This window comes from Schaalia dentiphila ATCC 17982, assembly GCF_000154225.1.
Lineage (GTDB): Bacteria > Actinomycetota > Actinomycetes > Actinomycetales > Actinomycetaceae > Pauljensenia > Pauljensenia dentiphila.
The window spans coordinates 1,479,675-1,498,798 of the sequence record NZ_DS264586.1 but is presented as its reverse complement, the minus strand read 5'-3'; the positions used below and the strand labels follow the sequence as shown (position 1 = coordinate 1,498,798).

Sequence of the window (19,124 nt, the reverse complement as noted above, 5' to 3'; positions counted from 1 at the left end):
TATGATTGTTGGATAATATAAGTCACAACAAGTTGGTAGAAGGCTGATATTTCCCGATAAAAACGTGTTTTGACTGCATGTTCCGGTAATTTGCTTGTTGTTCGCAATTGTAGAATAGGTGTCAGGCAATAGGATGGTGTTCATAGCTAGTGGTTACTCGGACACTGACATATTGATTCTGGGCCTGGTGAAGCCAATGAGCGCACGACATCCCGTCGAGATGGAGAAGGACACAGATGACAACACAGATGCGATCGCACGGTAGGGGGCTGCGCATGCCTCTACTGGCTCTGACCGCGTCTGCTTCCATCGTTGGTGGAGTGTTTGTCGCTGCGCAGCCCGCATACAGTGTTGACGGAGTTGTCGGCGTGGGCGGACAGTGTCTCACCGCTGTTGATGAGGGTGCATCCATCGTCGTTTCGTCGGTCGTCCCAGTCGGATCTCCGCTTCATGTGGAGGGGTCTGGCTGGGGCGCTAGTTCTGAGACGTCACGCGGCTTTGTCATCGTCACGCTCGACGATGGGCAGGAAGTTCGCCCTGACGGTGTCACTCTTCCCGCCTGGGTTCCCGCGTCTGTTGTTCGTAATAGAACTGCGTGGAGCGTTGCCGAAGTGTCGACTGCCGGCGAATTTAGCGCTGATTTTGAGCTGCCGGCGACGTGGGCGGTTGGTTCTGAGCACTCGATCATGATTGGCGATGGCGTGACCGGCACCTACGTGCAGGTGTCTGTGACCGTCGTAGAGGCCAACGTGCAGGCGCATGTGTGCTCTCTGACGCCGACGGGCGAGCCTTCTCGTGAACCTGCGGATGAGCCGTCGACAGATCCTGATGCCCGTGTGACTTCTGACGTGGTTACCGATGGGCCGACGGAGTCTCCCGCGGACAACGCGGCTGATAATGCTGCCAAGCCCGATTTTGATCTGACCGATGATGCTTCTGCAGATGTGGCAAGCGATGCGGCAGTCAGTGTCCCCTCGACTATGGCTGCGTCGCCGTCCCCTCGCACAACCCCCTCAGCAGATGCATCGGATACCTCGCGCTCGTCGGTGACGCCGACCCCCTCCGCCTCGGCCTCGTCTGCGCTTTCCTCCGGCGGCAACGGATCTTCTTCGAGTGGTAGCGGTGGCGCTGGTTCGAACGCTGACGCCCCATCCCCCTCCCCGTCCACGGAGCAGGAGAGCGTGTCTGCTTCGCAGATCGGCCCCAAGGCTCATTCGGAGCAGCAGGCCATGAACCAGGCTGTTCGCGAACAGGAGTCTCGCCTGAATGGCTGGATCCTCGCTGGTGGCGGTCTCCTTGCCCTTCTCGGAGCGATCGTGACGGTCAGCATTGTCCGCCGCTCGCACGGACTGGTGCGCTAAAGCTCCCACACCTGCGGCGACGCACTGGGAGTATGTGCATTAACCACATGGTGTGTGTTGGGATTTAACATTTGCGCGTTACGCCTGTTACTCTTGATCCGATACAATAGTTTCTGCGGATTAAGTCACTAAGGAGAACGGTATGCAGCACGGACGAGCATCGTCTGCCATAGCCGCTCGGAGCTTCGTCGGTCGCAGTCGAATCATGAGCCTGCTCATGGCACTATTCCTGTTTGCGGGCATCGGTCTCGCGATCCCCGGTTTTGCTGCGCGTGCGGATGACGCAGTACCGCACTACGCCCTTCGGGCGGGGGATGATATCAAGGTCAATATCGCGAACAATGCTGATTTCGCGGCGAAGTTCGCCGAAACCGGGTACTGGGGACTCATCCTCGATCATGGGGGTGTCACTCCACTCACTCGTCCGACTTTCAAGCGGGACGGCGAGACGGCGACGCCTTCGGCCCCTGATCTGTGGGCCGCTCAGTCGTTGAAGGATTCGTATATCCATGCGCCTGTGCCAGACGGCACGAACAACGTTGAGGGCGTGAAGTGGCTGCCCGGGGAGACCCACACGATTACCGTCGTGTTCTACCGCAGTGATTCTTCGGGCGTCGAGCCCAACCCTATCTACGGCACAGTGAGCATCTACACGCCGTACACGGATAACATCGACCATCCGACACCCGCTCCCACCGTAGATCCGGCGGCTTCGCCCGCCCGCACGGACGAACCGACGGCCGAGCCTGCCCCCACGACGGACCCCGAGCCCGCTCCGACGAGCGAGCCGAGCGCTGATCCTGCTCCGGCGCCCGCACCGGACCCGGTCATTGAACCCACGACGGAGCCTTCCGTCGCTCCCGCTCCGCTGCCCGACGATCCGCAGCTGCCGGCCGTGCGCCCGAGCCCGACTCCCTCCGAGAGCGCGTCCCCCACGCCCACCCCGTCCGCTTCTGCGACCGATTCGCAGCCGTCTGAGACCCCCGTCTCGCCGATTAGCGACGTGTCCCAGCTCAACGACTCGAATAAGGGTGGTGTCAGCGCAGCCTTCACGGCCGGCCTGCTGACGATCAACGTGCCGTCGGAGAAGGCTGCCGTCGGCGACTGGGTGAGCGCCAACATCATGCAGACCGGCGAGGCACGCTGGCTGCAGGTCGAGGATTCCAACAAGGTCACCATGGATCTCACGGGTCTGCCGACCGGTGAGTACAAGGTCGTTGTTGCAAACCGCTCGCACGAGCTCGTTGGATGGGCCGAGTTTAAGGTTGCTTCCGCTGTCGGTGCAGCAGCGAACGGTTCGTCGGTTGACGCATCGGGCGCCGTGAAGCTTCACGCGGAGATGTTGTCCTCCTCGCTCGCTGGAGATGAGTCCGAGGGACTCAACGGATACCTGCTCGGTGCCGGTGCCTGCATGCTGATCCTCGGCGGCCTCGTGGTCGTCCAGGTTCTCTCCGGTCCTAAGATCGGCTCTTCCTCGAGTGGAGTCACTCTGTCCTAAGCTAGGTTTCATGGATCTGTTTGATTCTGAATCTGTCGACGAGTCGGGCGTGCCTGCTTTCAACGCGGGCGCGCCCCTCGCCGTTCGTATGCGCCCGACGACCCTCGACGAGGTTGTTGGACAGTCTCACTTGCTCGGCGAGGGGGCGCCGCTGCGCCGCCTCCTGTCGCCTGGTTCGAGTGACGGCGTCGCCGTTTCCTCAGTGGTGCTGTGGGGCCCGCCGGGCACGGGTAAGACGACCCTCGCTTATCTGATTGCGCGCGCGTCTGGGCGACGTTTCGTTGAGCTGTCCGCAGTTTCCTCCGGGGTGAGCGACGTCCGGCGCGTGGTGGATGATGCGCGCCGAACCCTCGCGAGCGGGGGAGAAGAGACGATTCTGTTCGTCGACGAGGTGCATCGCTTTTCTAAGTCACAGCAGGATTCGCTACTTCCGGCGGTTGAGAATCGCTGGGTTGTGCTCGTCGCGGCAACGACGGAGAATCCGTCCTTCTCGGTTATTTCGCCGCTGCTCTCGCGCTCCCTCCTCTTGACGTTGCGCCCCCTGGATTCTGATGCAATCGAGGGGCTGATCCGCCGTGCGCTGGCCGATGAACGGGGTCTCGCGGGGCGTTTCTCCATCACGGACGAGGCCGTGGCCGGCCTCGTGCGCCTGGCGGGTTCGGATGCACGCAAGTCGTTGACTCTCCTCGAGGCGGCGGCAGGCGTTGCCAGTGATGACGGCTCTGGCGAGATCACTGTCGCGAGCGTCGAGGCTGCGGCGAATCAGGCGCTCGTTCGATGGAGCAAGGACCAACACTACGATGTCGCGAGCGCGTTCATTAAGTCGATGCGCGGGTCCGACGTGGACGCCTCACTGCACTATCTCGCCCGCATGATCGAGGCCGGGGAGGATCCGCGCTTTATCGCGCGGCGCATCATGATCGCGGCATCTGAGGAAATTGGGATGGCGTCTCCCGAGGTTCTCACGACGTGTGTGAGTGTCGCGCAGGGCGTCGCGCTCATCGGTATGCCCGAGGCGCGTCTCCTGCTCGCCCAGGCGGTTGTCGCCGTGGCGACAGCCCCGAAGTCGAATGCGACGTACCTGGCGATTGATCGCGCGATCGCTGACGTGCGCGCCGGACGTGGGGGAGCGGTGCCCGAACAGTTGCGCGACGCGCACTATGCCGGTGCGAAAACTCTGGGCCATGGCGACGGATACCTCTACGCGCACGATCAGCCGCACCATGTCGCCGCGCAGCAGTACCTGCCCGACGACCTGGAAGGCACCCTTTACTATGAGCCAACCGAAAACGGACATGAGGCGATGCTCACGAAGCGGCTCGGTGTGATTCGCAATCTGCTGAAAAGACGCTAGGATAGAACAGTTGTCCGCACCAGCGGGCACCTGGGGCCTTAGCCGACGGACCGACGTGATCCTGGAGTTGGCCCCATGCCGGGAATCCCGGCATGACATGAGAAACAGGAAGAAGAAACATGGCAACGAATCGTTCCCGCAAGCAGGTGCGCGAGTCCCGCGCCCTCGGTCTGGCTCTGACCCCCAAGGCCGTCCGCTACTTCGAGAAGCGCCCCTACGGTCCCGGTGAGCACGGCCGCACCCGTCGCCGCCAGGACTCCGACTACGCCGTTCGTCTGAAGGAAAAGCAGCGTCTGCGCGCGCAGTACGGTATCCGTGAGTCGCAGCTGCGCCGCGCCTTCGAAGAGGCCCGTCGCACCGCCGGCCTGACCGGTGAGAACCTGGTCGAGCTGCTCGAGATGCGCCTCGACTCCCTCGTCCTGCGCGCTGGCTTCGCCCGCACCATCCAGCAGGCCCGCCAGTTCGTCGTGCACCGTCACATCCTCGTTGACGGCAAGATCGTCGACCGCCCCTCGTTCCGCGTGAAGCCCGGCCAGACCCTGCAGGTCAAGCCGAAGTCGCAGACTACGGTTCCCTTCGAGATCGCCGCTGAGGGTATTCACCGGGACGTGCTGCCCGCCGTCCCCGAGTACCTGGATGTCGAGCTGTCCCGTCTCAAGGCGACCCTGGTGCGTCGCCCCAAGCGCGCTGAGGTCCCCGTGACCGTCGACGTCCAGATGGTCGTCGAGCACTACTCGCGCTGACGCTCGTCTTTCCTGCGCCCCCGAGCTTCGGCTTGGGGGCGCAGTTATTTCATGTATCCCACTGTCCGCTTTCGCGTGCCGATGTGCCGCAACGGGTGTATACCGACTAACATGGGGCACTATGCGTACGTCTGAAATCCGCACCCGCTGGCTCGACTACTTCGAGAAGCAGGGTCATGAGATTCGTCCTTCCGTTTCTCTCGTCTCTCCGGAGCCTTCGATTCTGTTCACGATCGCGGGCATGGTTCCGTTCATCCCCTACATTACGGGCGTTGAGCCCGCGCCGTGGCCGCGAGCTGCGTCGGTGCAGAAGTGCATTCGCACGAACGACATCGACAACGTCGGTAAGACGACCCGTCACGGCACGTTCTTCCAGATGAACGGCAACTTCTCCTTCGGCGATTACTTTAAGGAAGGTGCGATTAACTACGCGTGGGAGCTGCTGACCGGCTCGCGCGACGAGGGCAAATACGGCCTCGATGGTGATCGCTTCTGGGTGACCCTGTGGGATCAGGACGACGAGGCTTTCGGTGTGCTGACGAAGCAGATCGGCATGGATCCAAAGCACATCGTGCGCCTGCCGCGCGAGGAGAACTTCTGGGACACGGGCCAGCCCGGCCCCGCGGGTCCGTGTGCCGAGTGGCACTACGACCGCGGTCCCGAATACGGCCCCGAGGCCGTGGGCGGTACCGTCGACCCGGGTGGTGACCGCTACCTCGAGGTGTGGAACCTGGTCTTCGACCAGTACATGCGCGGTGAGGGTTCCGGCAAGGACTACCCGCTGCTGGGTGAGCTGGACAAGAAGGCGATCGATACGGGCGCCGGCCTGGAGCGTCTGGCTTTCGTCATGCAGGACAAGCCCAACATGTACGAGATCGACGAGGTCTTCCCCGTCATCGAGGCCGCCATGCAGATGAGCGGTAAGCGCTACGGTCTGGGCGCCGCGGGCCCTGAGGCCGGCGCCGCCTATGACGACGACGTGCGCATGCGTGTCGTCGCTGACCACGTGCGGTCCTCTCTCATGCTGATTGGCGACGGAGTGCGTCCCGGCAACGATGGCCGCGGCTACGTGCTGCGCCGCCTGATCCGCCGCGCCGTTCGCTCGATGCGTCTGCTCGGCGTCGACGAGGCAACCATGCCGACGCTGCTGACGGCGTCGAAGGACGCGATGAAGGCGTCGTATCCCGAGCTGGAGATCAACTGGAAGACGATCTCCGAAGTCGCTTACGCGGAGGAAGATGCGTTCCGTCGCACCCTCAGCGCCGGCACGACGATCCTGGATGCGGCGGTTGCAACGGCGAAGGAATCGAAGGGCGCCCCCGTGATTTCTGGTGCGTCGGCATTCTCGCTGCACGACACCTACGGTTTCCCGATCGATCTGACCCTCGAGATGGCCGCCGAACAGGGCGTGTCGGTCGACGAGGAGGGCTTCCGCACTCTGATGGCCGAGCAGAAGGAGCGTGCACGCGCCGACGCTCGCTCGAAGAAGACCGGGCACACCGACGTTCGCGTATTCCATGACATTGAGAAGGCGATGGGCGGCGGCTCGACGTTCCTGGGCTACACGGAGCAGGCTGCTGAGGCCACCGTTGAGGCTTTGCTTGTCGATGGTGTGGCGGCTCCGGCTGCCAGTGCTCCCGCCGAAGTTGAGGTTATCCTCGATCGCACTCCGTTCTATGCTGAGATGGGTGGCCAGCTCGCCGACCACGGCACCATTCGCCTTGCAGGTGGCGGTGTTGTCGAGGTCCACGACGTTCAGGCACCGATTCGTGGCCTGAGCGTACACCGTGGCACCCTCACCGAGGGCGGCATGACGGTGGGCGAGAAGGCGTACGCCGAGATCGACGGCGAGCGTCGTCTCGCCATTGCGCGTGCTCACACCGCGACCCACATGGTGTACGCGGGCCTGCGTAACGTCGTGTCGGAGGACCTCACCCAGGCGGGTTCGGAGAACTCGCCGTCGCGTCTGCGTTTCGACTTCCGCCATGGGTCCGCTCTTGAGGGCTCGCAGCTGAGCGACATTGAGGCTCTCGTCAACGAGAAGCTCGCCGAGGATCTGGCCGTGACCACCGAGGTCATGAGTATCGATGCCGCGCGTGAAGCCGGCGCGATCGCACTGTTTGGTGAGAAGTACGGTTCCGAGGTTCGCGTCGTCACCATCGGTGATGGGTTCGACCGTGAGCTGTGCGGTGGCACCCACGTGCCCGCGACCGGTCACATCGGCCGCATCACGGTGCTCTCCGAGGGATCCGTCGGCTCGGGCGTGCGTCGTATCGACGCCCTGGTGGGCGACGGCGCATACGAGTTCCAGGCCAAGGAACATGCGCTCGTCAACCAGCTCTCCCAGCTCGTGGGCGGCCGCGCAGATGAACTGCCCGAGCGCATTGAGTCACTGCTGGCCAAGCTGCGCGAGTCCGAGAAGGAGCTCGAGAAGATCCGTACGGCACAGGCTCTGAGCCAGGGCGCCGATCTGGCAGCTTCCGCGAAGGCTATCGGTCCCGTGACCGTCGTCGCCTCCGCAGTTGGTGAGATGCCGTCCGCGGACGCTCTGCGTACCCTCGCGCTCGACGTGCGCGACCGCCTCGGCAATGATCGCGGGACTGTCGTTGCCCTCGGTGGCGTCATCGGCGGCAAGCCGTCGCTGGTCGTCGCGACAAACGAGGCAGCGCGCGAGGCATCGGCGAAAGCCGGTGCGCTGGTTCGCGCCGTCGGCAAGCACATGGGCGGTGGCGGTGGTGGCCGTGACGACATCGCCCAGGGCGGCGGCACCAAGCCTGAGGGTATTGCCGATGCGATTGACGCGATCCGCAAGGAAATCGAGGCTCTGTGAGCATTCGTCGGGGGATTCGTATCGGCGTGGACGTCGGCACCGTGCGTGTCGGCGTCAGCCGGTGCGACCCCGACGGCATTCTCACGATGCCCGTCGAAACCCTTCACAGGGCTCCCGATCTGTCCGATCTTGATCGCCTTGCCGACATTGTACGTAGCTACGACGCGATCGAAGTGATCGTTGGACTTCCTCGGCACTTGCGTGGGGGAGAGGGGATCTCAGCGAAGGGGGCGCGTAAGTATGCGCGCCGCCTTAAGAAGCTTGTTCCCGATGTTCGTGTGGCGATGGTCGACGAACGTATGACGTCCAACCAGGCGCACGCGCGTCTTCGCGCATCCGGGATTCCTGAGATCGAGCATCGCAGCGTCATCGACCAGGTCGCGGCGCAGATTATTTTGGAACAGGCACTTGAGCTCGAGCGCATGGGCGGTCGAGCTCCCGGTGAGGAAATCATCCTCGAACCAAGTGAAGGAGCGCACGCATGAGTACGCCTCCCCCTTACCCCTTCCGTTCTCGTCGAGAGATTCATTCCGGCGAGCGAAAGGTCTATTCGGATGCCGAGCTACACGAGCAGCATGCATGGCAGGACGCGACCGCGACGCCCGCTCAGGGAACCGACTTGCGTGGAGGTTCCTCTCGTGACGAGGCCGTGGCGCCCGTTGCGGCAACGGCGCGGGGTGAGCGCACACTTCCCTCTTTCGACGAGGTGACGGATACGGGCGTGACGCCTCGCGTGTCCGGTGCGGCGCTGCGTCAGCGCAGTGCAGCGCTGCGAGCAGAATCGCCTTCTGAGACCACGGGCATGCGTTCTCGCCGCCTCGCCAGTGAACGACGAGCGGCGCGCAAGCGCAAGCGCCGCCGTCGGGTGCGTTCCTTCTTCATCATCGTTCTGGTGCTCGGCCTGCTGGTCGGTGCCAGCTACGTCGCCTACGATCAGCTCTTCAACTCGTCGACGACTGCATCGGATGACTTCCCCGGGCCGGGCACCGGCTCGGTCGAGGTGACGATTGCAGAGAATTCCTCCGGTCGTGATATCGGCCAGACGCTCGTGGATGCCGGCGTCGTAAAGTCCGTCGGAGCTTTCGTGCGTCAGTTCGAGAAGACGCCGGCATCGATGTCGATTCGTCCCGGTACGTACCGCCTGAAGCAACAGATGAGCGCCGCCGGTGCGCTCGCAGGCCTGCTGGACGAGACGAACCGCGTCGATTCGACGATTACGATCACGTCGGGTCAGAAGATGTCCGAGGTCAAGAAGCGGATCGTCGACATCATGGGCGTCACCGAGGAACAGGTGGACGCTGCTTTCGCCGACACGGAAGCGATCGGCCTGCCGTCTGAGGCTGGCGGAAACGCCGAAGGATGGCTGCTGCCCGGTTCCTACGAGGTCTCCGAGGATGACACCCCGACGACCGTCATCGCGCGGATGGTGAAGGGAACCGTCGATGAGCTTGATCGTCTCGGCGTTGCCCCCGCGGATCGGCAGACCGTCCTGATTAAGGCGTCGATCGTGGATGGTGAAATGAACATCGACAAGTACATGCCGATGGTCGCTCGCGTCATCGAGAATCGCCTCGCCGACACGAACGGTGAGACGAAGGGGTACCTCGGCATGGACTCGACCGTCCTGTACGGCGTCGGAAAGACCAGCGGCGTTCCGGACCAGGCGGACCTGGACAACGACAATCCCTACAACACGCGCCTGCACGCAGGTCTGCCTCCGACCCCGATTGGACAGCCGAGCGAGAAGGCGATCAAGGCAGTCCTGAACCCTGCTGAGGGCAACTGGCTGTACTTTGTGACCGTCAACCTGGATACGGGTGAGACCCTGTTTGCCTCGACTCTCGAGGAACAGGAGAAGAACCGCGAACAGCTCAAGGCGTACTGCACCGCAAACCCGAAGGTCTGCACCGCGTCATGATGTGGGCCGGTGTCATCGGTTCCCCGATTGAGCACTCCCTGTCCCCGGTGATCCACCGGGCGGCATGGGAAGACCTCGGGATTGTGGGATGGGAGTACCGCCGCATCGAGCACGATGAGGCGAGCGTGCCCGAGTTCATCTCAGGGTTGGACGAGTCCTTCCGCGGTCTGTCGGTCACGATGCCCTGCAAGCAGGCGATCATTCCGCTCCTGGACGCGATCGATCCGCTTGCCACTGCAGTTGGTGCCGTCAACACGGTGGTTCCTTCCTCCGGCGTGCTTGCCGGCTTCAACACGGATGTCACGGGGATCGCGTCGGCGATTCGGCGCGCGTGCTCGCAGGCGGAACGAGCGCTCCCCACAAGTGCCGTCGTGCTCGGGGCGCGAGCCACGGCCTCGTCTGCGCTCGCCGCCCTCGGTGAGCTTGACATCGTGACCTCCACCGTCGCCGCGCGCCGTTTCGGGGGACCCGGTTCCGTCGTCGCTGCATCCTCTCGACTGGGCATCAGTATCGAACAGGTGCTCTGGTCGGATCGCGGTGCGGTTCTTCGTGCCGTCAGCGGTGCTGACCTCGTGATTTCGACGCTGCCCGCTGGCGTTGCTGACTCGCTTGCCGAGGAGATGACAGTTCGCGAGGGCCAGGTTCTCCTCGACGTTGTCTACTCTCCCCGCGAGACGGCGCTGCGCAGCGCCTTCGAAAGGAACGGCGGCATCGTTGCCGAAGGTACCGACATGCTCATCTTCCAGGCGGCAGCGCAGGTACAGCTCATGACGGGGCGCAGCCCGAAGACCGATGTCATGCGTGGCGCTCTGGAGGCGGAACTTACTCGGCGTGCGCGGCCGAGTGGGGGAGGAGCTGCCTCGTGATCGTGACGTGGCTGCCGTCGTGGCTGAGCACCGATCTGTCTTTGATCTCAGGTTTTCTCACCTGGATCGTCGTTCTTTCCTGGCTGTGGCGGTCGGGATGGAAGATTCAGCGCCGCTACTTCATCGAAGCGACGCAAAAGCCCCTCACACGCAATGCGATCGTGTGGAGCGCGGGTATCGTCGGAGCAGTCTTCTTTGTCGCGGCGCAGATGCGTCCCGGTATGCCCGGTGTGATGACGGTTGCGATGATCGGCGCGCTGAGCGCTTACGTCGATGCTCGTACCCATCGGTTGCCCAACGCGTACACGGTCGCAATGGGCATCGGTGTCGTCCTCGGTGTGATCGTCGGCGGCGTGATTTCACCGCTGTGGCAGGAACGCCTCCTCGGCGCGCTCATCGGTGCGCTTATTTGGTTCGTGCCGATTGCATTGTTGAATCGCTTGCCCGGCGGGATGGGCGGTGGTGACGTCAAGCTGGCTCCGGTGTTGGGAGCATTGGTCGGTTCCGTGGGACTGCACGCTGCGTTTTTTGCCCTCGCGCTCTCCTTCGTGTCTGCGGGCGTCGCGGCACTGTGGAAGATCGTCGTCGGATCCGCTGGCACGAAAACACGCGTTCCGATGGGTCCCTGGATGATCGGGGCAGCGCTCGTTGGCACCATCGCATGGGGCGTTGTCCCCGACTGGCTGTAGGGATAAGCGCAGGTCTTATCGTGGACCACGCCGGGACGAGTGCGCGTCCGGATGGGACAATAGAGCGGTGAGTATTTCGACGCCTTCGTATCAGTCTGAGTCTGTGAGCCTTGAATGGGGCCAGACGTGGCCCCCGCGCGATGTCTTTGTTGATCTCGCTGCGAAGCGCCGCGTGATCCCCGTGGTGCGCCGCGTGCTTGCCGACGAGCTGAGCGCGGTGGGTGTCTACCGGCAGCTTGCGCACGGCAACTATGGCAGCTTTATTCTGGAATCCGCTGAGCATGGTGGTTCGTGGGGACGCTGGTCGTTCGTCGGAGCATCGAGCGCCGGTGCGATCGTCGCGCGTGACGGACGCGCGCAGTGGATCGGTTCGCATCCTGAGGGTGCCCTGGCGGAGGGAACCTTCCTCGAGGTCGTGCACTCTGCACTGGAGGAGCTCGCCGCACCTGCGATTGAAGGAATGCCCCCACTGACGGGTGCTCTCGTCGGTTCTCTGGGCTGGGGCATCATCCCCGAGTGGGAGCCGACGCTCGCAGCGACCGCGCCGAAGGAATCCGACATCCCGGATGCGACGCTCGTGCTCGCCACCGAGGTCGCCGCGCTCGACCATGCGACTGGTTCGGTTTACCTCATGGCTATCGCCTGGAACCTGAACGGCTCGGCTGTCGGTGCGGATGGGGCGTACGACCGAGCGATTGAGCGTCTCGACGCGATGACCACGCAGCTTGCGACCCCGATCGCGCCCGCGGTTTTGGGCGCCAGCGCTGCCACGCCGCCGGAGGTGCGCGAGCGCACGGCACGAGCAGATTTTGAGTCTTCCGTCAACGCGGCCAAGCGGGCGATTGAAGACGGCGACGCCTTCCAGATTGTCGTTTCCCAGCGCCTTGACGTGTCGACGTCGGCCAGCGGCATCGACGTCTACCGGGTGCTGCGCACGGTCAACCCCTCGCCCTACATGTACTTTCTGGATCTGCCCGATGAGCGGGGCGGTCACTTCGTGATCGTCGGCTCGTCTCCCGAGACCCTCGTGAAGACTGAACGACGCCGCGTCTGGACGTACCCGATCGCGGGCTCGCGCCCGCGCGGAGCGGATTCTGCCGAGGACCATCGTCTCGCTGCCGAGCTTCTCGAGGACCCGAAGGAGCTGTCGGAGCACGTGATGCTCGTGGACCTGGCTCGTAACGACCTGTCGAAGGTCTGCGATCCTGCGTCGGTCGAGGTCTCCACGCTCATGGAGCTCAAGCGTTTCTCTCACATTCAGCACATCTCCTCCACGGTGACGGGGGTGCTGCGCGAGGACGCTGACGCGCTCGATGCCCTGGTTGCGACGTTCCCCGCAGGAACCCTGTCGGGGGCGCCCAAGCCTCGTTCCATCCAGCTGATCGATGATTTCGAGCCCGCAGCGCGCGGCGTGTACGGCGGTGTGGTCGGCTACTTCGACCTGTCGGGGGACGCGGATCTAGCGATCGCTATTCGCACTGCTTCCTTGAAGGACGGCGTAGCCTCGGTGCAGGCGGGTGCGGGTCTCGTTGCGGACTCGGTTCCTGCCCTGGAATACGAGGAGTCGCGTAATAAGGCCGCCGCGGCGGTTGAGTCCGTCGTGCGAGCGTCGACTCTCATCCCCTTGTCCTGACCCGTAGTGCGGGATGGCTGACTCGTTGGCGGCTATTTTTCGCTAGCCTAGGTGAGGATTGATCATTTCTGCCTGAAAGGGGAGCGTCGTGAGCGTTCTCGATGACATTATCGCTGGGGTCCGTCAGGACCTGAAAGAGCGTGAAGACCGCGTCCCTCTGGCTCGGATCAAGGAGATGGAGACCCAGGTCCCGGAGGCGAAGGATGCTCTCGGTGCTCTGCGTAACCGCGACGGTGCCGTCAAGATCATCTCCGAGGTCAAGCGATCCTCGCCGTCTAAGGGTGCGCTCGCAGCGATCCCGGATCCGGCAGCTCTCGCGTCGACGTACGAGGCCGGGGGAGCGTCGGTCATCTCGGTGCTCACCGAGCAGCGTCGCTTCAATGGTTCGCTCGCGGATCTTGACGCTGTGCGCGCGGCCGTCGACATTCCGACTCTGCGCAAGGATTTTATCGTCACTCCGTATCAGATCCACGAGGCGCGTGCTCACGGCGCTGATCTCGTGCTGCTGATCGTCGCCGCGCTCGAGCAGAATGTGCTGGTGTCCCTGCTGGAACGCACTCGTTCGCTCGGCATGGAGGCATTGGTGGAGACGCACTCGCGACTCGAAGCCCTGCGCGCGATGGAGGCTGGTGCCTCGATCATTGGCGTCAACGCTCGCAATCTGAAGACGTTGGAAGTGGACCGCTCGACAGTTGAGCAGGTCATCGACGTGATTCCCCAGGATGTTGTCGCCGTCGCCGAGTCCGGCGTCGCGAATGCTCATGATGTTTTTGAATACGCCAAGTGGGGCGCGGACGCTGTTCTCGTCGGCGAAGCGCTCGTGACGTCGGGCGACCCCCGCGCGAGCATCCAGGACATGGTGAGTGCTGGGCAGCATCCCGCTCTGCGAACGGATCGTAAGGCTCGCGTCGCCGCGGCGCGTCAGGAAGGACAGTGATGGTTGCCGAGAACTTTGCGCAAGGACCGTACTTCGGTGATTTCGGTGGACGCTTCGTCGCCGAGTCCCTCATGGGCCCCCTCGAAGAGGTTGAGGCCGCGTGGCAGCACCTGTGGCGCGATAAGTCGTTCCAGCGCCGCCTGCGCGATCTGTTCCTGAACTACGCCGGACGTCCCTCGCTGCTGACTGAGGCACCGCGTTTCGCAGCCGACCTGGGCGGTGTGCGCGTGTTCCTGAAGCGCGAGGACCTGAACCACACGGGCTCGCACAAGATCAACAACGTGCTCGGTCAGGCCTTGCTCACCAAGGAGCTGGGCAAGACGCGTGTCATCGCCGAGACCGGCGCCGGCCAGCACGGCGTGGCCACCGCGACCGCCGCTGCTCTCCTCGGCCTCGACTGCACGATCTACATGGGACGTGAGGACACCGAGCGACAGGCGCTGAACGTCGCGCGTATGCAGATGCTCGGCGCCGAGGTTATCGCCGTGACGGCTGGATCGGCGACCCTCAAGGACGCGATCAACGAGGCCTTCCGCGACTGGGTGACCAACGTGGAGACGACCAACTACATCTTTGGTACGGCCGCCGGCCCGCACCCGTTCCCGGAGCTGGTGCGCGACCTTCAGCGTGTTATCGGCGACGAGGCGCGCGCACAGCTGCTCGCCGCCGAGGGACGCCTGCCCGACCTCGTCGTGGCCTGCGTGGGTGGCGGTTCCAACGCCATCGGATCCTTCACCGCGTTCATCGATGATCCCAGTGTCGAGCTGCTCGGTTGCGAGGCAGCCGGCGATGGCTTCGACACCGGGCGACACGCAGCCTCTATTGCCGCCGACGAGGTGGGTGTGCTGCACGGTGCACGCACGTTCGTGCTGCAGGAACGCGACGGCCAGACGAAGGCCTCCCACTCGATTTCCGCCGGCCTTGATTACCCGGGTGTCGGCCCGCAGCACGCGTGGTTGGCGCGCTCCGGCCGAGCCTCGTACATCCCCGTTTCTGACGCCGAGGCCATGGATGCTTTCCTACATCTGTCGCGTACGGAGGGCATCATTCCCGCGATCGAGTCCTCGCACGCCCTCGCCGGCGTGCGCGCCTGGGCCCGCGCGAAGTCAGAGGCCGAGGGCCCGTTCGCACCCGGTGAGGAGCCCATCGTGATCGTGACCGTGTCGGGTCGTGGCGACAAGGACGTGGATACGGCTTCGCGGTGGTTCGGCTACGGACAGGCGAAGCTGCAGGTCATCGACCCCAGCGCCGGCCCGTCGGGCGTTGCCGTCCTGGACGAGAACGAGGAGAAGTGACATGACGCGTGCACCCCATTCAGCTATCGCGATTGACGCCGCCCTCCAGCGCGGCGACGCTGCGCTCATCGCATACCTGCCCGTGGGATTCCCGTCGGTCGAGGATTCGATCCGCGCGGGTAAGGTCCTGGCGGACTGCGGCGTCGACGTTATCGAGCTCGGCTTCCCGTACTCGGATCCGGGCATGGACGGCCCGACCATCCAGCGTGCGACCGTCGCAGCTCTCGATCGAGGCACGCACCTCGAGGATCTCTTCCACGCGGTGGACGAGCTAACCTCGTACGGTATTTCGACCTGCTCGATGACCTACTGGAATCCCGTCGAGTGGTGGGGCGTCGAGCGCTTCGCCAAGGACTTCGCCGCCGTCGGCGGCTCCGGCCTCATCACGCCGGACCTGCCGCCCGAGGAGGGCGCGCAGTGGGAGGCGGCGTCGGACAAGTACGACCTCGAACGAATTTATCTGAGCGCTCCTTCATCCCCCGAGCATCGCCTCAAGCTCATCGCCGAGCACTCGCGCGGCTGGGTCTACGCGGCCTCGTCGATGGGTGTGACGGGTGCGCGCGCAGCGGTCGGCGCTCACGTCGCCGACGTCGTGGAGCGTACCCGTGTCGCCGGAGCCGAGCGCGTGTGCGTGGGCCTCGGCGTCTCCAACGGCGCTCAGGCCCGCGAGATCGGCGCCTACGCGGACGGTGTCATCGTCGGATCCGCGCTCGTCAAGACTCTGTTCGACGAGAACATCGACCGTGGCCTGAAGGCCCTGGGCGAGCTCGCCACCGAGCTGAAGTTCGGCGTCACCGGGGTGCGCTCGTGAGCGCCCTCATCGCGGCCGGTATCCCGTCGCCCTCGCAGGGCGTCTGGTACCTAGGGCCGATTCCGCTGCGGGCCTACGGCATCATCATCGCCGCAGGCATGATCATCGGCGTCTGGTGGACGGCACGCCGTTACCGCGACCGCGGTGGAAACCCGGACACGCTGTACGACGCCGCACTCTGGGCGATCCCGCTTGGCGTCGTCGGCGCGCGTATCTACCATGTCATCACGTCCCCGGATGCTTACTTCGGTCCGGGTGGTGACCCGATGCTCGCTTTCCAGATTTGGCGTGGAGGCCTCGGCATTTGGGGCGGCGTCGCCTTCGGCGCGCTCGGCGTGTATATCGCGGTCAAACGTGCGGGTGTCCGCCTCGGCCCAATCGCCGACTCCCTGGCCCCGGCTCTGCTGATCGCCCAAGCGATCGGCCGTTGGGGAAACTGGTTCAACCAGGAGCTCTTCGGCGCTCCGACGACCATGCCGTGGGGCCTCCAGATCGACACGGCCCACATGCCCGCCGGCTACCCCGCGGGGACGCTGTTCCATCCGACGTTCCTCTACGAGTGCCTGTGGAACCTTGCCGCCGCCGCGCTCATCGTGTGGCTCGACCGGCGTCACCGCTTCGCCGGGGGACAGGTGTTCGGTCTGTACCTGATGGCCTACACCGCCGGCCGGTGCTGGATTGAGATGCTGCGCATCGACGATGCGCACAGAGTCTTGGGCCTGCGCCTCAATGTATGGACGTCCCTGCTCGTGTTCGCACTGGGCGTACTCGTGTTCGTCGTCGCCGGCCGGCTTGGGCGCCCGACGCGCGTTGTCGCTGAGACGACTGCGGAACACGCGGACGAAGAAGCCCAAGACCTGCAGACTGACGCCGGTGAATCCGATGCTGACGATGTTTCGGGGACCAGCGTGAGTGAGGATGAAACTGCTGAAGAGAGCACTCTCGAGTAGTTTTCGTCTTCCTCTGTGCGGGCAATCCGTGTGCCAGCGCTCCCACCACATGCGGATTCATGGGAATGATCACGTTAACCCGGTGTGCATCCTCCTCGTTTCAACCGTGATTGGACGGTAAACTCATACCTATGCGTCGAGCTAAGATTGTCTGCACTATTGGACCTGCCACTGAAACCCCTGAGCAGCTCCAGGCACTGGTGGACGCCGGCATGGATGTCGCGCGTATCAACCGGTCGCATGGAAAGCCTGAGGAACACGCGGCCGTCATTTCGCGCGTGAGGAAGGCGTCTGCGACGTCCGGCCGCGCGATCGCGGTTCTCGTCGACCTCCAGGGCCCCAAGATCCGTCTTGAGACGTTCCAGGATGGCCCCCAGGAACTGAAGATCGGTGACACCTTCACCATCACGACCCGCGACGTTCCCGGCACCAAGGAACTCGTCGGTACGACTTTTAAGGGCCTGCCCGGTGACTGCGCTCCTGGCGACCGCCTGCTGATCGACGACGGTAACGTCGCGGTCCGCGTCGTCGAGGTCACCGAGACCGACGTCGTTACCCGCGTCGAGGTTCCCGGCATGGTGTCGGACCACAAGGGCCTTAACTTGCCAGGCGTCGCCGTCTCCGTTCCTGCCCTGTCCGAGAAGGACAAGGAGGATCTGCGCTGGGCCATCGAGCAGGATGCCGACTTCATTGCCCTGTCCTTCGTGCGTTCCGCCGAGGACATCAACGATGTCCACGAGATCATGGACGAGATGGGCAAGCGCATCCCGGTTATCGCCAAGATCGAGAAGCCGCAGGCTGTCGAGGCGCTGGAAGACATCATCGAGGCCTTCGACGGCATCATGGTCGCCCGCGGTGACCTCGGTGTCGAGATGCCCCTTGAGGCCGTCCCGCTGGTGCAGAAGCGCGCCATCGAACTCGCCCGCATTGCCGCCAAGCCCGTCATTGTCGCGACACAGGTCATGGATTCCATGATCAAGAACCCGCGCCCGACGCGAGCCGAGGCCTCCGACTGTGCCAACGCGATTCTCGACGGTGCCGATGCGGTCATGCTCTCCGGCGAGACCTCGGTCGGCGCGTTCCCCATCGAGACGGTGCGAACGATGGCCGCGATCATCGAGTCGACGGAAGAGAATGGCGGCGAGCGTATCGCCTCGATCCCCGGCTTCTACGCCGACCGCGCGGGCGTCATCTGTGAGGCCGCGGCGCGTATCGCCGAGCACATGGATGCCCGCTACCTCGTGACCTTCAGCCAGTCCGGTACCTCCGCTCGTCTGCTGTCGCGCATGCGCCGCCCGATCCCGATGCTGGCCTTCACGCCGCTCGAATCGACGCGTCGCCGCCTCGCCCTGTCGTGGGGTATCCAGGCCTATCGAGTGCCCGAGGTGCAGCACACGGACGACATGGTGTGGCAGCTCGATCAGGTGGTTCAGTCTGCGCACCTGGCGGACATCGGCGATCAGCTGGTCATCGTTGCTGGTATGCCCCCGGGCATCGCCGGCTCCTCGAACATGCTGCGTATCCATGAAGTCGGAGATGAGGCCGACTACGCGATTGGCGGAGCCCGCCACTCGTGAGATGCGTGAGTAGCGGGGGCGCCGGCACCAGGCCGGCGCCCCCGCACTTTTTGTCTGTTCACGTGGACAAAATTGAATCCCTGGAATAAAGTACTCGGATACACGTTGAGACACGTGGACGCCGCACCAACGACGGCGCGGCAGTGCAGCAGATCGCTGCCCGGCGTGATCAGGAATGCCTGTGCGAACAAAGCACGTTTTCTGGCGCGCCCGAATTGAAGAGGAGAAAGAGAAATGAATACGAAGATCCGTACCGTGTCGGTCCACGACACCCTGTTTGGCCGCGTGGCCAACAACCTGGAGGTCGGCCAACTGTCACGCGCCGTTGAGCCGTGGTTCGCTGACTTCCATGACTCGAAGGTCAAGCAGGCAATCGCCGACCTTGACGAGCCGGCCCGCCGGGGCGCGGCTGCCGAGTACCTCGGTCTCGAACTGAGCGTCGTGGCCTGAGCCGTGACAAAGGGGCCGACAAGCTTTGCTTGTCGGCCCCTTGTTCGTCTGCGATTTTGCTGTATCAATTTGTGCTACGCACGTCGCATACGTGCTGAATTGCCGGTACCATTAGGAGCACGTACTCCACTGGCGGTACCCCGAGTGGGATTCGAACCCACAACAAGCCGGGTTTGAGCCGACCGCCTCTGCCAGTTGGGCTATCGGGGCTT

General features: G+C 63.9%; 16 protein-coding genes and 1 tRNA gene. 16 read left to right on the top strand and 1 reads right to left on the bottom strand.

Going from position 1 to position 19,124, the window contains the following annotated elements; all coding sequences use genetic code 11:
- Positions 1–275 precede the first annotated feature (275 nt).
- The 16 genes from ACTODO_RS06350 (at position 276) to ACTODO_RS06275 (ending at position 18,912) form a co-directional block, all read left to right on the top strand.
- Positions 276–1,361, top strand: coding sequence for a hypothetical protein (locus tag ACTODO_RS06350; RefSeq protein WP_244262531.1), 1,086 nt, complete (start codon positions 276–278; stop codon positions 1,359–1,361).
- Between the two features lie 205 nt (positions 1,362–1,566).
- Positions 1,567–2,859, top strand: coding sequence for a hypothetical protein (locus ACTODO_RS06345; RefSeq protein ID WP_003792493.1), 1,293 nt, complete (start codon positions 1,567–1,569; stop codon positions 2,857–2,859).
- A 10-nt stretch (positions 2,860–2,869) separates the two neighbouring features.
- Complete coding sequence (locus ACTODO_RS06340; protein WP_003792492.1) at positions 2,870–4,213, top strand: replication-associated recombination protein A; 1,344 nt, start codon at positions 2,870–2,872, stop codon at positions 4,211–4,213.
- Positions 4,214–4,332: 119 nt separating this feature from the next.
- A complete protein-coding gene (rpsD, locus tag ACTODO_RS06335) occupies positions 4,333–4,956 on the top strand; it encodes a 30S ribosomal protein S4 (protein ID WP_003792491.1) in 624 nt (207 codons plus the stop codon).
- 121 nt (positions 4,957–5,077) lie between these two features.
- Complete coding sequence (gene alaS, locus ACTODO_RS06330; RefSeq protein ID WP_003792490.1) at positions 5,078–7,786, top strand: alanine--tRNA ligase; 2,709 nt, start codon at positions 5,078–5,080, stop codon at positions 7,784–7,786.
- Positions 7,783–8,271, top strand: a complete 489-nt coding sequence (gene ruvX / locus ACTODO_RS06325; protein ID WP_003792489.1) for a Holliday junction resolvase RuvX — start codon at positions 7,783–7,785, stop codon at positions 8,269–8,271. The genes alaS and ruvX overlap by 4 nt, the downstream gene beginning before the upstream one ends.
- Complete coding sequence (gene mltG / locus ACTODO_RS06320) at positions 8,268–9,704, top strand: endolytic transglycosylase MltG (protein WP_244262530.1); 1,437 nt, start codon at positions 8,268–8,270, stop codon at positions 9,702–9,704. The genes ruvX and mltG overlap by 4 nt, the downstream gene beginning before the upstream one ends.
- The gene (locus ACTODO_RS06315; protein ID WP_003792487.1) at positions 9,701–10,570 is read left to right on the top strand and encodes a shikimate dehydrogenase; all 870 of its coding nucleotides are present in this window, start codon (positions 9,701–9,703) and stop codon (positions 10,568–10,570) included. Before mltG ends, ACTODO_RS06315 begins: the two co-directional genes overlap by 4 nt.
- Positions 10,567–11,259: a prepilin peptidase gene (locus ACTODO_RS06310; RefSeq protein ID WP_003792486.1), complete on the top strand. Its 693-nt coding sequence runs from the start codon at positions 10,567–10,569 to the stop codon at positions 11,257–11,259. Before ACTODO_RS06315 ends, ACTODO_RS06310 begins: the two co-directional genes overlap by 4 nt.
- Before the next feature lie 103 nt (positions 11,260–11,362).
- Positions 11,363–12,892, top strand: a complete 1,530-nt coding sequence (locus tag ACTODO_RS06305) for a chorismate-binding protein (RefSeq protein ID WP_003792485.1) — start codon at positions 11,363–11,365, stop codon at positions 12,890–12,892.
- 88 nt (positions 12,893–12,980) lie between these two features.
- The gene (gene trpC, locus ACTODO_RS06300) at positions 12,981–13,829 is read left to right on the top strand and encodes an indole-3-glycerol phosphate synthase TrpC (RefSeq protein WP_003792484.1); all 849 of its coding nucleotides are present in this window, start codon (positions 12,981–12,983) and stop codon (positions 13,827–13,829) included.
- Entirely contained in the window at positions 13,829–15,124 is a 1,296-nt protein-coding gene (trpB, locus tag ACTODO_RS06295) for a tryptophan synthase subunit beta (RefSeq protein WP_003792482.1), read from the top strand. Before trpC ends, trpB begins: the two co-directional genes overlap by 1 nt.
- 1 nt (position 15,125) lies before the next feature.
- Positions 15,126–15,935, top strand: coding sequence for a tryptophan synthase subunit alpha (trpA, locus tag ACTODO_RS06290; protein WP_003792480.1), 810 nt, complete (start codon positions 15,126–15,128; stop codon positions 15,933–15,935).
- On the top strand, positions 15,932–16,885 hold the full coding sequence (lgt, locus tag ACTODO_RS06285; protein WP_003792479.1) for a prolipoprotein diacylglyceryl transferase: 954 nt from the start codon (positions 15,932–15,934) through the stop codon (positions 16,883–16,885). Before trpA ends, lgt begins: the two co-directional genes overlap by 4 nt.
- A 131-nt stretch (positions 16,886–17,016) precedes the next feature.
- Entirely contained in the window at positions 17,017–18,462 is a 1,446-nt protein-coding gene (gene pyk, locus ACTODO_RS06280) for a pyruvate kinase (RefSeq protein WP_003792477.1), read from the top strand.
- A 234-nt stretch (positions 18,463–18,696) separates the two neighbouring features.
- Complete coding sequence (locus ACTODO_RS06275) at positions 18,697–18,912, top strand: hypothetical protein (RefSeq protein ID WP_003792476.1); 216 nt, start codon at positions 18,697–18,699, stop codon at positions 18,910–18,912.
- A gap of 136 nt (positions 18,913–19,048) precedes the next feature.
- Here ACTODO_RS06275 and ACTODO_RS06270 read toward each other — a convergent pair.
- Positions 19,049–19,122 (bottom strand) — tRNA-Leu (locus ACTODO_RS06270).
- Between the last annotated feature and the right edge of the window lie 2 nt (positions 19,123–19,124).